The organism is Flavobacterium palustre (genome assembly GCF_014639535.1).
Taxonomy (GTDB): domain Bacteria; phylum Bacteroidota; class Bacteroidia; order Flavobacteriales; family Flavobacteriaceae; genus Flavobacterium; species Flavobacterium palustre.
This window is the reverse complement of sequence record NZ_BMGA01000001.1, coordinates 687074-703679: the sequence shown is the minus strand read 5'-3', so window position 1 is coordinate 703679 and position 16606 is coordinate 687074. Positions and strand designations below refer to the sequence as shown.

The 16606-nt window shown below is 34.2% G+C and carries 8 protein-coding genes and 1 pseudogene; all 9 read left to right on the top strand.

Features of this window, described 5'->3' with window-relative positions; translation table 11 throughout:
- Nucleotides 1–57: 57 nt before the first annotated feature.
- The 9 genes and pseudogenes from IEV84_RS02880 (at nt 58) to IEV84_RS02840 (ending at nt 16479) form a co-directional block, all read left to right on the top strand.
- Complete coding sequence (locus IEV84_RS02880; protein ID WP_188492229.1) at nt 58–702, top strand: hypothetical protein; 645 nt, start codon at nt 58–60, stop codon at nt 700–702.
- A 260-nt stretch (nt 703–962) separates the two neighbouring features.
- A complete protein-coding gene (locus IEV84_RS02875) occupies nt 963–6416 on the top strand; it encodes a putative Ig domain-containing protein (protein ID WP_188492227.1) in 5454 nt (1817 codons plus the stop codon).
- Between the two features lie 41 nt (nt 6417–6457).
- Nucleotides 6458–7330: a PorP/SprF family type IX secretion system membrane protein gene (locus tag IEV84_RS02870; RefSeq protein WP_188492225.1), complete on the top strand. Its 873-nt coding sequence runs from the start codon at nt 6458–6460 to the stop codon at nt 7328–7330.
- Nucleotides 7331–7770: 440 nt separating this feature from the next.
- Nucleotides 7771–9459: a sodium/sugar symporter gene (locus IEV84_RS02865; RefSeq protein ID WP_188492223.1), complete on the top strand. Its 1689-nt coding sequence runs from the start codon at nt 7771–7773 to the stop codon at nt 9457–9459.
- A gap of 115 nt (nt 9460–9574) precedes the next feature.
- Nucleotides 9575–10546, top strand: a complete 972-nt coding sequence (locus IEV84_RS02860) for a pectinesterase family protein (RefSeq protein ID WP_188492221.1) — start codon at nt 9575–9577, stop codon at nt 10544–10546.
- A gap of 49 nt (nt 10547–10595) precedes the next feature.
- On the top strand, nt 10596–12161 hold the full coding sequence (locus IEV84_RS02855) for a glycoside hydrolase family 28 protein (protein WP_188492218.1): 1566 nt from the start codon (nt 10596–10598) through the stop codon (nt 12159–12161).
- Nucleotides 12162–12172: 11 nt separating this feature from the next.
- Nucleotides 12173–13090: an alpha/beta hydrolase gene (locus IEV84_RS02850; RefSeq protein WP_188492217.1), complete on the top strand. Its 918-nt coding sequence runs from the start codon at nt 12173–12175 to the stop codon at nt 13088–13090.
- A gap of 104 nt (nt 13091–13194) precedes the next feature.
- Nucleotides 13195–14218 (top strand): annotated as a pseudogene (porV, locus tag IEV84_RS02845) (type IX secretion system outer membrane channel protein PorV).
- 761 nt (nt 14219–14979) lie between these two features.
- Entirely contained in the window at nt 14980–16479 is a 1500-nt protein-coding gene (locus tag IEV84_RS02840; protein WP_188492215.1) for a pectate lyase family protein, read from the top strand.
- Nucleotides 16480–16606: the final 127 nt, after the last annotated feature.

The following is a 16606-nucleotide window of genomic DNA, read 5'->3' as shown; positions in this document are numbered from 1 at the left end:
AAACGTATGGTTTTGCCTCCTGTATTTTAGAATGCATTTTTAAAATCTAATTCAATTATGAAATCTTTAATCAAATTATTTTCATTGGTTTTAGTTACTTTTTTTATCGCTTGTTCTAGTGATGATAGTAATCAAAACACAAATAATCAGGGGGCTCTCACCATGGGTGATCAAACTGTTAATCTTACTCAAGGCTACATAGAAAATTATGGTAAGGTAGGTAATGCTTATAATATTGACTTTACGGTACGTTCTGAAACGCTTTCGGGAGCAGGGGAAACTTCTGCTGTTGTTTATTTTGAATTATTAACATCAACTGATAAAAAATTAGCTGTTGGGACTTACAATTTAGGTGAGTTTTCAGAAGGAACTCCCTTTACTTTTACATCATGGAGTGAATCTATTTTAGGATTGAATATTACATCTACTGATAAGGGTTTAATGGTAGCTAATGGCGTTAGTATAAAACCAACTAGTGGTGTTTTTACTGTTGTTGAAAATAGCAATAACTATGAAGTAAATTTCGTAGGTAAAGGTGTAGCTAGTCATTATACAAATAGTAAATTGGTTTCTACTGAGGAAGATATCGATTTTACTTTTGAATATAGTGGTGCGGTAAAATCATATACAAGTACAGAATTTACTGCTAGAACAGTGAAGTCAAAGGAACGTATCCAAAAAAAACATCAGATTCTTTTTTAAAAAACATTTTCTTAAAATATTGATTAGTAAGGCATTTTAAAAATGATTTAAAATGTATGGGATACCTATGCTTTATTAAAACCGTTTTTTGAAAAAAACAACAAGTATTGTCTTGCTATAAATATTGAGAGAAGTACAATAAAAAAATACAAATTTTATAATAACTAAAAAATAATAAATCTATGACAAACTACTAAACTTCGGATTTTCATAAGAATCTCCGGAGTTTTTATAACTAACAATTAAACTAACCAACCAAGATGAAAAATAAATTATTAATTACCTTGTTGCTGTTGTTTTTTACAGTGATGGGGTACTCGGAAACCATTACCAGATATGAAGCCGAAAATTATAGTGCTTTTAATGGTGTGTCTATTGAAAACACAGCAACTGCATCAGGAGGTAAAAATATTGGAAATCTAAAAAATGGATATTGGGTTAAATTTGCAGGGCTTGAATTTAGTCAATATGATACCCGATTTGATGTGGCAGCAGCAAGTAGAGCTTCTACAACAGTGGGTACTGCAGTGGGTACCATTGAATTTAGAATTGATGCTGTTGACGGTACTTTAATAGGTACTGCAAATATAAAAGCAACAGGTTCTTGGACTACTTATCAGATTTTTTCAGCAGCTATCACGCAAACTACAGGAACTCATGATTTATATCTGGTTTTTAGGCCTGCGGTAGGATATACGTATGTATGTAATGTCGATTATTTTGAAAAAGTTACTAATGATGCTAGTGCAGTATTATATACATTATCAAATTCTGTGACTCCATCAAATTCTGGAAATATTGATGCTAATCCGTCAGCGGCATCATACACCGCTGGAAGTTCAATAACTCTTACAGCTACTAAAAATTTCGGATATGCATTTTCGAGATGGACTGATGGAAACGGTACCACAATTTCAACAGCAAATCCTTATACATTTACTATTAATGCCAATACTATTTTGATTGCAGAATTTGCAGCAATCCCAACGTATACGTTAACAACTACTTCTCTGGGAGCATTAGGATTTGGAGAGTTTTCAATTGCGCCTCCTGGAAAAGATGGGGGCTTCTCGATCTATGAAAACGGTACAAATGTAACGGTTACTGCTCTGCAAAATCCAATTATTAAATTTAGTAATTGGTCTGATTTCTCTACGGATTTAAGTAAATCCGTTACTATAAATTCTAACACAAACGTTACTGGTACATTTACTAATGAACCTTTTATTGCAGCTTGGACATTTAAAAATGATCAATATGCTAATCCTAGAGTGGCAGAATTGTATGCTGAGGCTTCTAATAGACCTACTCTTGCTGCTTATCATGTTACGGACAATTCTGTAGCGCCAAACGTTAGACTTCAAAACAGAGCTGGGACAAATGGTTTTTGTGTCTGGAATAACGATAGGGGAGAATTTTTCTATTTTATGACAACTTTATCTACGGTGGGTTATAAAAATATTAATGTGTCTTCTGGTTTAATAGGATACTATTATGGATGTGATGAATGGACTTTTCAATATTCTTTAGATGGTGTGAACTTTGTCAATGTTTCAGCTTTGACAACTATTAATATAAATTCTATCACTTCAATAGGTGGAGTTCTTCCTGCCGAAGCAGAAGGAAAAGATACGGTTTATTTACGTTGGTTTCCTAATGTAAATGGTCCAAAACATAATGATCCTGCTGATGTAACAGCCACAGTTTTATCGAATGTTATGGTCAAAGCAGATAAAGCTACTATTGAGGCTCCATCTGGGTTGAGTTATACCACACCAAATGTATTTACAAAAGGAACAGCTATCACAGCTTTGACTCCAACAGTAAGTGGAGGAGCAGTAGTGAGTTATAGCGTAAGTCCAGCTTTACCGACAGGACTAAGCTTGGATACTACAACCGGAGTAATTTCAGGAACACCATCTGAATTACTTACAGCTACAGATTATACAGTTACCGCAACCAATACAGGTGGAAGTATAATAGCTACAGTATCGATTACTGTAAATGATATTGCACCAAGTGCATTGAGCTATTCTACACCAAATGTGTTTACTAAGGGAACAGCAATCACAGCTTTGAACCCAACAGTAAGCGGAGGAGAAGTAGTAAGTTATAGCGTAAATCCAGCTTTGCCGGCAGGATTAAGCTTGGATACTACAACAGGGGTAATTTCTGGAACGCCAACAGTAGTTATTTCAGCTGCTAATTATGTAGTTACCGCTTCTACTACTGGAGGAAACTCTAGCTTTACAGTATCTATTGCAGTAAATGATATTGCACCAAGTGCATTGAGTTATTCAACTCCAAACGTGTTTACAAAGGGAACAGCAATCACAGCCTTGAACCCAACAGTAAGTGGAGGAGCAGTAGTAAGTTATGTTGTAAATCCAGCTTTACCGGCTGGACTAAGCTTGGATACTACAACAGGGGTAATTTCTGGAACGCCAACTGCGATTGCAGCAGCAGCGAATTATATAGTTACCGCAACCAATACAGGAGGAAGCACTAGTTTTACAGTATCTATTGCAGTAAACGATGTAGCACCAAGTGAATTGAGTTATTCAACTCCAAATGTATTTACTAAAGGAACAGCAATCACAGCCTTGAACCCGACAGTAAGCGGCGGAGCAGTAATGAGTTATAGCGTAAATCCAGCTTTACCATCAGGATTGAGTTTGAATACTACAACCGGAGTAATTTCAGGAACACCAACAGTGATTGCAGCAGCAGCAGATTATGTAGTTACAGCAACGAATACAGGAGGAAGTACCAATTTTACAGTATCTATTGCAGTAAATGATATTGCACCAAGTGCATTGAGTTATTCAACTCCAAACGTATTCACAAAAGGAACAGCTATTACAGCCTTGAATCCAACAGTAAGCGGTGGAGCTGTAGTAAGTTATAGTGTAAGTCCAGCTTTACCAGCAGGACTAAGCTTGGATACTACAACAGGGGTAATTTCTGGTACGCCAACAGTAGTTATTTCAGCTGCTAATTATGTAGTTACCGCTTCTACTACTGGAGGAAACTCTAGCTTCACAGTATCTATTGCAGTAAACGATGTAGCACCAACTAATTTAAGTTATTCAACTCCAAACGTATTTACAAAGGGAACAGCTATTGCAACTTTGAACCCAACAGTAAGCGGAGGAGCAGTTGTAAGTTATAGCGTAAATCCAGCTTTACCGGCAGGACTAAGCTTGGATGCTACAACCGGAGTAATTTCAGGAACACCATCTGAATTACTTACAGCTACCGATTATACAGTTACCGCAACCAATACAGGAGGAAGTACAATAGCTACAGTATCTATTGCAGTAAATGATGTTGCGCCAAGTGCATTGAGTTATTCAACTCCAAACGTGTTTACAAAAGGAACAGCTATTACAGTCTTGAACCCAACAGTAAGTGGAGGAGCAGTTGTAAGTTATAGCGTAAGTCCAGCTTTACCAGCAGGACTAAGCTTGGATACTACAACCGGAGTAATTTCAGGAACACCAACAGTGATTGCAGCAGCAGATTATGTAGTTACAGCAACGAATACAGGAGGAAGTACCAATTTCACAGTATCTATTGCCGTAAATGATGTTGCGCCAAGTGCATTGAGTTATTCAACTCCAAATGTATTTACTAAAGGAACAGTTATCACAGCCTTGAACCCAACAGTAAGCGGAGGAGCAGTGTTAAGTTATAGTGTAAATCCAGCTTTACCATCAGGATTGAGTTTGAATACAACAACAGGGGTAATTTCAGGAACGCCAACAGCGATTGCAGCAGCAGCGAATTATGTAGTTACAGCAACCAATACAGGAGGAAGTACCAATTTTACAGTATCTATTGCCGTAAATGATGTAGCACCAAGCGCATTGAGTTATTCAACTCCAAACGTATTTACTAAGGGGACAGCTATAATAGCCTTAATTCCAACAGTAAGTGGAGGAGCAGTAGTAAGTTATGCTGTGAATCCTGCTTTACCAGCAGGTTTGAGTTTAAATACTACAACAGGGGTAATTTCTGGAACGCCAACAGTAGTTATTTCAGCTGCTAATTATGTAGTTACTGCAACCAATACAGGAGGAAGTACTAGTTTTACAGTATCTATTGCAGTAAATGATATTGCACCAAGTGCATTGAGTTATTCAACTCCAAACGTGTTTACTAAAGGAACAGCAATCACAGCCTTGAACCCGACAGTAAGCGGCGGAACAGTAATGAGTTATAGCGTAAATCCAGCTTTACCATCTGGATTGAGTTTGAATACAACAACAGGGGTAATTAGTGGAACACCAACAGCGATTGCAGCTGCAGCGAATTATGTAGTTACCGCTACCAATACAGGTGGAAGTACCAATTTTACAGTATCTATTGCAGTAAATGATGTAGCACCAAGTGCATTTATTTATTCAACTCCAAATGTATTTACTAAAGGAACAGCTATTACAGCCTTGAATCCGACAGTAAGCGGAGGAGCAGTGGTAAGTTATAGTGTAAATCCAGCTTTACCAACAGGTTTGAGTTTGAATACTACAACAGGAGTAATTTCAGGAACACCAACAGCGATTGCAGCTGCAGCGAATTATACAGTTACCGCAACCAATATAGGAGGAAGTACAACGGCAACAGTATCTATTACTGTAAATGATGTTGTACCGAGTGAATTGAGTTATTCTACACCAAACGTATTTACTAAGGGAACAGCTATTACAGCTTTGAATCCAACAGTAAGTGGAGGAGCAGTGGTAAGTTATAGTGTAAATCCAGCTTTACCAGCAGGATTGAGTTTGAATACTACAACCGGAGTAATTTCAGGAACGCCAACAGCGATTGCAACAGCAGCGAATTATGTAGTTACTGCAACCAATACAGGAGGAAGTACAACGGCAACAGTATCTATTGCAGTAAATGATGTTGCGCTAAGTTCTTTGAGTTATTCAACTCCAAATGTATTTACTAAAGGAACAGCTATTACAGCCTTGAACCCAACAGTAAGCGGTGGAACAGTGGTAAGTTATAGTGTAAGTCCAGCTTTACCAGCAGGATTGAGTTTAGACACAACAACAGGAATTATATCTGGAACACCAACTACAGTTACAGCTGCGACTGATTATACCGTTACAGCGACTTTATTGTCAGGTAGTATTGTTACATATGTATCCATTACTGTTAACGATATTCCTCCTGTTGGGTTATATTATTCAGATTCAATTACTTTTAAAAAGGATAAAGTAGTTATGGCTTTTTTCCCTACAGTAGCTGGAGGTGCGGTAGTAAGTTATTCTGTAACACCAAGTTTGCCTCCAGGTCTAAATTTGAATACAAATACAGGTGAAATAAGTGGTAAACCTAAGTATATTACTCCAGAAGCAGATTATGTTATTACAGCTACTAATTCAGGAGGAAGTGTTAGTACTACTTTTACGTTTGAAATTCTTGATTCTTCATTACAAGTACCTCAGGCAATTACACCAAATGGTGATGGAATTAATGATTATTGGGTAATCCAAAATATAGAGGAATATCCAAATACAGTTGTTAGGGTCTTTAATACTAAAGGAGTTCAGATATTTTCTTCGAATAATTACCAAAATCAATGGGATGGAAGAAACCAACGAAACAATCAGTTTGTGCCAGTTGGAACTTATTTTTATCAAATTGATTTAGGGGGAGATGGAAATATCGACTCACAAGGTTGGTTGTACATTGCTAAATAATATGCTTAAAAGGAAATTAATTAATGAATACAATTAATAAAATGGTAATATGCGCACTACTCGTAATGAGTAGTGCAGCATTTGCTCAGAAAGAAAGTGTCTCGGCTTTTTATCGTTATAATATGAACATTGTTAATCCAGCTTATGCCGGTGTCGACAATGAGACAATAGTTAGTGGTACACTTAGAAGTCAATGGTCTGGTATCGAAGATGCCCCAGAGACACAAACCGTATTTTTTTCAACTCCTTTGGGTCATAACTTAGGAATAGGTCTTGATGTACTCAACGATAAAACGTTTATTGAAAAGCAAACTTACTTAGCTCTTGATTTATCGTATAAATTAGATTTAGGAACAAATCAGTCTATCTATTTAGGGATTAAAGCAGGAGGTAATTTTTATAATGTAAATACGGCTGGTTTACAAAATTACGGAGTAGAATCAGATCAAGCTTTAGCATCAATCAGTAATTTTAATCCAAATGTTGGTGTTGGAGCGGTTTACAAAAACGAATCGATGTATGTGTCTTTATCAGTTCCGATGTTTTTAAAAACAAATAGGGCAGCTAATAAATCAGATTATGCAATGGTTGTTTCACAGAGTCCACAATTTTATTTGAGTGGAGGATATGATATTAAGCTTAATAGTTACAGTACTGATTTAATTTTAAAACCATCAGTAATGATGCGTTATTCGAAAGATAGTTCTGTTATAGCAGATTTTACAACTATGTTAGAAATTGAAAATAATTTTAATATTGGTGTAATGTATAGAACATCTAATTCTTATGGATCACTTGCATCAGTACTACTTGGAAAACATTTTCTGCTAGGTTATTCGTTTGAGATAAGTACGATGCCTCAGCTGGCAAGTGCCAAAAACACAAATGAAATCTTGTTGCAATATAAGTTTTAAGAAAGTGTATTTCTAATATGAAATTAATAAAGTTCATACAAAAGATAAGGTTTCTAATTAGGCAAAAAATAGAGGGATTAGATGAAAAATGGGGCTCTCAAAAATTGTAATAGTTACTATGTTTATTCTGTTGCAATCAAAAATAAAATTATGTATACAAATAGTATAGTAGGGTATAATTAGCTTATAGATAATGTCTTATTCTGTTTTGTAAAAGGAAGAAATTAAAAAAGGAAATAATGATTAGGAGACCTAAACAAAATTGTTTTCAATAAGAAGGATTGTAATTGCGTAGCTGTAATATTAACTTTTAGAAAAATCAATCAATATTTTTAATCAATAAAGGGGCAAGAATTTTTCAATATAATAATGTTTGTTATTTGCTGCTTTTTTTATTCGTGAACATTAATATTAACTTAAAATAATTAAACAACAAATTTATGAACTCACTTCAATTAGCCGATTATATGGTTTTTCTTGTCTATTTTTTTATTGTAGCAGGATATGGTTATTCGGTTTATATACGTAAAAAAACGCAATCAATTTCGGCATCCCATGATTACTTCTTAGCAGAAGGTTCTTTGACCTGGTGGGCAATTGGTACATCATTAATTGCTTCTAATATTTCATCAGAACAATTTATTGCTATGTCTGGTAATGGTTTTAAAATGGGATTAGCCATTGCTACTTACGAATGGATGGCAGCCTTGACATTAATCATTGTAGCAGTATTTTTTATTCCGGTTTATTTAAAGAATAAAATTTATACCATGCCACAATTTTTAAGTGAAAGATACAATGAAAATGTGGCCATGATTATGGCGGTTTTTTGGTTGTTGCTGTACGTAATAGTGAATTTGACCTCAATCCTATATTTGGGTGCCTTGGCTATCAATGGTATTTCAGGAATTGACTTGACACTTTGTATGTATGCATTAGCATTTTTTGCTATTGTTATTGCATTAGGGGGTATGAAAGTTATTGGTTATACCGATGTGGTTCAGGTGGTTTTCCTAATTTTCGGAGGATTAGTAACCACTTATTTAGCCTTAGACAAAGTGGCTGAATTGAATGGACAACACGGAATAGTACAAGGATTCAATTATATGATGAATCAATCTGGAGATCATTTTCATATGATTTTCAAAAAAGACAATCCTAATTTTCCAAGTTTACCAGGCTTAACAGTTTTATTAGGAGGAATGTGGATTGTAAATTTAAATTATTGGGGTTGTAACCAATACATCACACAGAGAGCTTTAGGAGCTGATTTGAAAACAGCCCGAACCGGAATTTTATTTGCAGCCTTTTTGAAATTATTAATGCCTGTTATTGTAGTATTGCCGGGTATCGCTGCTTATGTAATTTATTCAAAAGGAGGATTGCAAACTGAAATGTTAGGTCCTGACGGAGTAATGAATCCGGATAGATCTTATCCTGTACTATTAAATTTATTACCAGTAGGTTTAAAAGGTTTGTCATTTGCAGCTTTAACAGCAGCTGTAGTTGCTTCATTGGCAGGTAAGGTGAATAGTATTTCTACCATTTTTACATTGGATATTTATAAAAATAAGTTGAATGTTGATGCTACCGAAAAGAAATTAGTTCAGGTGGGTAAAACTACAGTTTTGGTTTCAATGCTTATTGCTGTAATTATTGCACCAATGTTAGGAATTGATAAAAAAGGAGGTTTTGAATTTATTCAGGAATATACCGGTTTTGTGAGCCCTGGAATTTTTGCCATGTTTATTTTAGGTTTCTTCTGGAAAAAAACAAGTTCTAATGCGGCAATGTTTGCAACAATTGGAGGATTTGTATTATCGGTAATTTTTAAATTCCTACCTAATATTATGAATTTGGAATTTTTGAGTAGTACTGGATTTGCAACATTAGTAGAACAGGAGGACAAATCTATGGTTTATGAAATTCCATTTTTGGACAGAATGGGATTTGTATTCGTAATCTGTGTATTACTCATGATTTTGATAAGTCTAATAGATGAAAAAAATGGAAAGAAAGCAAAAGGTTTAGAAATCGATACAAACATGTTTAATGTCAGCAGAGGCTTTGCAGTAGGAGCAATGATTATTGGGGGTATATTAGTAGCTTTATATTCAGCGTTTTGGTAGAAAATTGTAATCCAGTGCAAATAATTGAATCTTTCAAGTTGCTAGTTTGAAAATTAAAAACAAAAGTAATAATAGATTCTAAATTTTTTATTCTTTCTTTTTATTTAAGCGAACAATGAAAATAGTTAAATTTTTTTATTTGGTTGTTATAGCAATGCTGATTACGGGTAGTTCTGTTTTTGCAAAAAATGACAAAAATAATTTAGTAGTTGCTTTAGATGGCTCAGGAGATTATAAATCAATTCAGCAAGCGATCACCGCTTGTGGAGCTTTTTCTTCCACTCAGAAAAAGATATTTATTAAAAACGGAGTCTATAAAGAGAAAGTACTAATAGATTCTTTTCATACTAATATTAGTTTGATAGGAGAGAGCAAAGAAAAAACGATTTTGACCTATGATAATTATGCAGGACAGCCTTCTATTGGAACTTTTACAAGTTATACTTTAAAAATTTCAGGCGATCATATAAGAATAAAAAATTTAACTGTTGAAAATACAGCAGGAAGAGTTGGTCAGGCTGTAGCGCTTCATGTTGAAGGCGATTATTTTGTTGCCAAGAATTGCAGTTTGTTGGGAAATCAGGATACTTTATATGCTGCAGGTCAAAATAGTCGACAGTATTTTAAAGATTGTTATATAGCTGGTACAACCGATTATATTTTTGGATCTGCCACAGCTATTTTTGATTCATGTGAGATTCATAGTAAATTGAATTCCTTTATTACAGCAGCGAATACCCCCAAGGAATCTCAATTTGGTTTTGTCTTTTTTAAATGCAACTTAACTGCTGATCCAGAAGTTGATAAAGTGTATTTAGGAAGACCTTGGAGGGAGTATGCTAAGGTGGTTTTTATTGATTGTTTTCTGGGAAAGCATATTCTTCCAGAAGGCTGGCATAATTGGGAAAAAACAGAACAGGAGAAGACTGTTTTTTATGCTGAATATGGAAATAAAGGACCAGGATCCGATACTTCAAAACGAGTTAAATGGGCTCACCGTTTGAAAAAAAGCCAACTAGCAAAATTTCAATTAAATGAAATTTTTAAAGTTGAAAGTGAATGGTCACTGGATGCAACGAAGTTGTAGGTTATTCTAAAATCTTTTTGGGTTAAAATAAATAATAAAAAATATAATAATGAAAAAGACCTTGATTCAAAATCTCTGTTCCGTAATTATACTGTTTTCGTCTATTACAGCAAATTGTAAAAATTATGATATCAGAGCATTGGGGGCAGATAATACAGCAAAAATAAAATGTACTGATTTAATCAATAAAACTATTAATCAGGCAGCAAAGGAAGGAGGAGGAACTTTGTATTTCTCTTCAGGAACTTATCTAACTGGGGCAATTACCTTAAAAAGTAATATTACAATTTATCTTGAAGCAGGAGCTACGTTAAAATTTTCTTCTGATTTTAAAGATTATTTGCCTTTTCAAAATGTGCGTTATGAAGGAGTATTTATGAATACATTCGCCCCTTTGATTAATGCATATAAAGCGGACAATATTACTATAAAAGGGGAAGGTACTCTTGATGGTAATGGCTTTGATTGGTGGAAGGAAGAAATGAGAATTTTTCAGGAAATTAAATTGAAAAACGGTATCGAAAAACCAAATGATTTGCAAAAAATGTGGACTGCTGCCAATAAAGATTTAAAAGTAGAACCTTATTACCAAGGAATATTTAAGAAGCAATTTTTTCGTCCTCCGTTTATCCAGTTTTTAGAGTGTAATAAAATAAGAATTGAAGGAATACGTATTCAAAACTCTCCTTTTTGGACGATTAATCCTGAAGGCTGTAATGATATTGTGGTACATAGTGTTACGATTTTTAATCCTGCAAAAGACCCGCATGGTCCTAATACTGATGGGATCAATCCTTCGTCATGCAGTAATGTTAGAATTTCAGATTGTTTTATAAGTGTAGGCGATGATTGTATCACCATAAAATCAGGACGGGATTCAAATGGTAGAAATTATGGGAAGGCCTGCGAAAATATCACGATAACTAATTGTGTAATGCTAGCCGGTCATGGTGGGGTTGTGATTGGTAGTGAGATGTCCGGAGGTGTGAAAAATGTAGTTATTTCTAATTGTGTTTTTGACGGAACAGATGCCGGAATTCGCATGAAAGCATCCAGAGGAAGAGGAGGCGTGGTTGAAAATATCAGGGTTTCTAATGTTGTAATGAGGAATATTAGTCGGAATGCATTCACTTTTGATTTGTTTTATGACCGCGCATCCAAACCGGAACCGGTTTCCGATCGTACCCCAATATTTCGAAATATTCATATAAGTGATGTTTCAGGTGTTGGTATAAATAAAGCAGGGGAGATAAAAGGTATTGAAGAAATGCCTATTAGTGAGTTGTCTTTTACTAATATTAACTTGGAAGCTCAGCAGGGTTTCAGTTCGGATTTAGCGAAAAATTTAACTTTTAATAATGTTGATATCAGTACTGAAAAAGGATCTTCTTTTGAATTTAAAAATTGTGATGGTTTGGTTTTGAATGCTATATGGGCTAAAAAACCTATCGTAAATCAGCCAGTAATAAAAGTAAGTAATTCTAAAAATGTTTTGTTAAATAATTGTTTTCAAAAAGAGCCAGTTGATGTTTTTTTAGAGTTTAAAAATTCAGAAATCATAGAAGGAAATAATTTTCTTTCTAAAGTAAAAGAACCAATTAGAAAAATCCAATAATAGTAAAAAGAATGAACACTAAATATATCGTACTGAATTTATTATTTGTATTGGTATCATTCACGGTATTGGGACAGGAGTATATACCGCTTTGGCCTGAGGGAAAGATGCCTAATTCTAATGGTATGGAGCTGCCACGGATAGAGAAGCGTGAACGTGTTACGCAGGTTGATGTACCTGGAATGTATGCTTTTTTTACTTCAAAAGAAGAAAATACAAGAACGGCAGTTTTAATTTTTCCACCCGGAGGCTATCAAAAATTAACGTATAATATTGCAGGAATTCAATTGGCCAAATGGTTCAATACATTTGGTGTTAATGCTTTCGTGGTGATGTACAGAATGCCTACATCGCCCGATTTGAAAAATCCGGCTTTCGGACCTATAATGGATGGACAAAGAGCGGTTAAATTAGTTCGTGAAAATGCTGAAAAATGGGGAATTGATAAAAATAAGATTGGAGTGATGGGCTGTTCAGCAGGTGGAGGTCTGGCTGTAAATCTTGCAACCATAAATACAGATTACACAAAGATAAACGATGCTTTAGATACAATTCAATATAGACCTGATTTTCAAATTGTAGTTTCAGGAGCTATCAGTATGAGGCAAAATGCACATAAAGGAAGTCATGACGCTTTGTTAGGTAAGAATCCTTCTCCGGATACCGAGATTCTTTTTTCGGGAGAACTAAATGTAAACAGTACAACTTGTCCTGCTTTTGTAGTTTGTGCAGCCAATGATCCGGTAGTTAATTCATTGAATAGTATTTCCTATTATGAAGCGCTTTTAAAAGCCAATGTAAAATCGGCTTTGCATATTTTTCCACAGGGAGGGCATTCAATTGCTCTAAGAAACAATCCCGGATCTACAGAACTTTGGACGAGTTTGTGTGAAGCCTGGCTAAGAGAAATGGGCTTTTTACATAAATAAAAATCGTTTAGTTTTTTTATTAAGAATAATTCTCTATTAACTTTTTTAAATCAAAATTATCAACCAAAAATGAAAAAAAATTAGTAATTATTTGTGTACTTTCGATGTATTTGGCCAAAGCTCAAGACAGAGTAATCAGCCCGGCAGTCCCTTTTTTGTCAGTTTCAGCTGATGCTCGTGCAGCTGGTATGGCTGACATAGGAGTAGCTTCATCTCCGGATGTGTATTCTCAGCAGTGGAATCCTGCTCAATATGCTTTTGCAAAAGAAAAGAATGGAGTTTCATTAAGTTCACTCCATACCTTACAAATCTTGTTAATGATGTTGCTCTAGGGCAATTGACTTATTATAATCATATAAATGAAAGAAGTGCTTTTGCAGTAAGTTCTAGGTATTTTGGTTTGGAGAGATTGAATTGCGTCAAACTAGAGATCCGGGTGAGGTTGTTTCTGTTATTAAACCTAGCGAGTTTGCTTTGGACGGTTCTTATTCATTACAACTCAGTGAAAAATTTTCAATGGCTATTGCGGGTAGATATATTCATTCAAATTTAAAAGTTGCAATTGATAACAGTGACGCTACTTCGGCGAATTCATTTGCAATTGATATAGGGGGATTTTATCAGTCTCAAGAAATTACATTTAATAAATTTAACGGGAGGTGGAGAGCAGGTTTTAATGTGCAAAATTTAGGACCTAAAAGGAGTTATGATAATGATGAAATTAGTGCCAATTTTCTTCCGGCAAATTTAAAATTAGGGGGAGGCTTTGATTTTATTTTTGATGAAAGTAATACTTTGTCTGTAAATGTTGAATTTAATAAATTATTAGTTCCGACCCCTAAGTATGGAGTTGATTTAAATGGAGATACTATTGTTAATGATGATGAAATAGCTACTGATGATTATCGTTCCACTGGTTTGTTTTCGGGAGTTTTTAATTCATTTGGAGATGCTCCAAATGGATTTAGTGAAGAGTTTAAAGAGATTACTTATGCAATCGGTAGTGAGTACTCTTTTAAAGATGCTTTTGATATGCGTTTAGGGTATTTTCATGAAATTATAATAAAAGGGGCTAGACAATTTTTTTCACTAGGAACAGGTTTTAAATATAAATGTATTAAAAATTGATGTTTCCTATTTGGTTTCTGCCTCAAAAGTTGCTAATCCTTTAGAGAATACTCTTCAATTTTCACTTAGTTTTAACTTTGGTGATAAATAGCTTTGTTCCCTTTGTTTTTAAGTGATATTTTAAGATAAGACTGGGTACAAAGATGCTTTTTTGATTTTGATTTTTTTAAATTTATTAAAATAAGAAATTCATTTTTCAAGTTCAAGAATTTTTATGTTTTAGCCTACTGTTTTTTTTGTAAAGGTATATAAAACATGAGTTTTAGCGATATGACCTCCATTGTTCAGCGTTTTATCCCCATATTGTTTCAATCTGCATAAATACATTTGCTAAGATAGAAATGGATTAAAAATTGATTTTTTTGACGTATCTGTTTTTTATCTCTTTTTATTTTTAAATATATGTTTTTATGTTCAATTTTTTAGACAATTATATTATGAATGAGTTTCGAATATAACTCTTTTGTTGGGTAGAGAATTAATAGATATTGAGATAAATAATTACATCTTATTGATTTAAGTTAATTAAACCAAAAACCATGAATAATATCTTGTCAAGGAAATAAAATGGTGTCGGTAATATTTTTAGAAAGAAAGTATTTAGTAGTTATTAAGATGATATTTTTTGGCAATGTTTATCTGTTAGAAAAATTTCGTTACCTACATTTTTTTAGTTTCGGTTATGTTCCAAAAGGACAACTGAATTCTTTTTGGGTTTACAATCATTAAATCAAATAAAATTATTAAATAAAAATAGAACCATGAAAAAGTGTGTTTTAGGTATTCTTTTTTTCGCTAGTATTTGCCTATTCAGTTTTCCTGCATGCACATCGTCAGATAAGTCGGATGATAATCCTGTTGAAAACGATAACAATAACAATTCAAATAGTCCTGTAGTTGAAGATCCTTTTGCTTTTCCAGGAGCAGAAGGTGGTGGTATGAATGCAACCGGAGGTAGAGGAGGTACTGTATATAAAGTAACATCTTTGGAAGATACTAATGCACCAGGTACATTGAGATATGCTGTAAATAAGACAGGTCCTAGAATAGTGGTGTTTGATGTTTCAGGTACGATTTATCTAAATTCTAAATTAACTATTTCTAATAATGATATTACAATTGCAGGACAAACGGCACCTGGAGGAGGTATTTGTTTGGCTTATTATCCGGTAAGTATTAATGCTGATAATGTTATTTTGAGATATCTAAGAATTCGAATGGGTGATACTAAAGCATTAGAGGATGATGCTTTAGGGGGGAGATTTCATAAAAATATTATTGTAGATCACTGTTCGATGAGTTGGTCCACTGATGAATGTGTTTCTTTTTATCAAAATGAAAATTTTACGTTGCAGTGGAGTATTATATCCGAAGCGTTAAAAAATTCAGTTCATGATAAAGGTTCCCACGGATTTGGAGGTATTTGGGGTGGAAAGAATGCTTCATTTCATCATAATTTGATGTCTTCTAATGATAGTCGAAATCCTCGATTAGGAGAATATGCTAATGATGCTTTTGCTCTTACGGATTTGATTGACTTAAGAAATAATGTAATTTATAATTGGGGAGGAAACAGCTGTTATGGAGGAGAAGCGACGAATGTAAATATCGTAAACTGTTATTATAAACCAGGTCCGGCAACATCCAGAAAGGATCGTATTATATCAATAGATAAAAATACTAATACTGATGTTTCTCCAAATCCTGTATATAACATTTGGGGTAAATTTTATATTAACGGAAATATTGTTGAAGGCTCAACATTAGCAACACAAGACAATTGGACTTACGGAGTTTATAATCAATTTCATGGCAAATATGGTATAGTTTCGGATGCAGATAAAGCCGCTATGAAATTAAGTATTCCTCATAATGCTCCTCCGGTAACAACTCACTCTGCCGATAAAGCATATTCTTTAGTATTAGATTTTGCTGGTGCTTCATTAGTTCGTGACGCTGTAGATGAGCGAATAATTAATGATGTTCGTAAAGGTATTGCAACAATAATGGACGGTGGTAAAGGTAGTACGAACGGAATTATTGATACTCAAACTGCCGTTGGTGGATGGCCTGTATTAGCATCCGGTACAGCATTGAAAGACACTGATAATGATGGTATGCCTGATGAATGGGAAAATAAAAAAGGATTAAATCCTGAAAAAAATGATGCTAGAGGTAGAAATTTGAGTACTGCTTATGACAATATAGAAGTTTATATTAACAGTATTGTTTCAGATCAAGTTTTACAGCAAAAAGGATAGAATTATTCTTAAAAATCCTGTACAGATGTTGATTTCAAAGTTTCTGTGTAGGATCCTTTACAAGTAACCCCAAACTTGATTTTGTTTTAAAGCATGTTTATATATCATTTTAACTAACAACCAACAA

Excerpts from the sequence above, each read along its gene's own strand:
- IEV84_RS02880 (WP_188492229.1), top strand. The coding sequence starts at position 58 with ATGAAATCTTTAATCAAATTATTTTCATTGGTTTTAGTTACTTTTTTT.
- IEV84_RS02875 (WP_188492227.1), top strand. The coding sequence starts at position 963 with ATGAAAAATAAATTATTAATTACCTTGTTGCTGTTGTTTTTTACAGTG.
- IEV84_RS02870 (WP_188492225.1), top strand. The coding sequence starts at position 6,458 with ATGGTAATATGCGCACTACTCGTAATGAGTAGTGCAGCATTTGCTCAG.
- IEV84_RS02865 (WP_188492223.1), top strand. The coding sequence starts at position 7,771 with ATGAACTCACTTCAATTAGCCGATTATATGGTTTTTCTTGTCTATTTT.
- IEV84_RS02860 (WP_188492221.1), top strand. The coding sequence starts at position 9,575 with ATGAAAATAGTTAAATTTTTTTATTTGGTTGTTATAGCAATGCTGATT.
- IEV84_RS02855 (WP_188492218.1), top strand. The coding sequence starts at position 10,596 with ATGAAAAAGACCTTGATTCAAAATCTCTGTTCCGTAATTATACTGTTT.
- IEV84_RS02850 (WP_188492217.1), top strand. The coding sequence starts at position 12,173 with ATGAACACTAAATATATCGTACTGAATTTATTATTTGTATTGGTATCA.
- IEV84_RS02840 (WP_188492215.1), top strand. The coding sequence starts at position 14,980 with ATGAAAAAGTGTGTTTTAGGTATTCTTTTTTTCGCTAGTATTTGCCTA.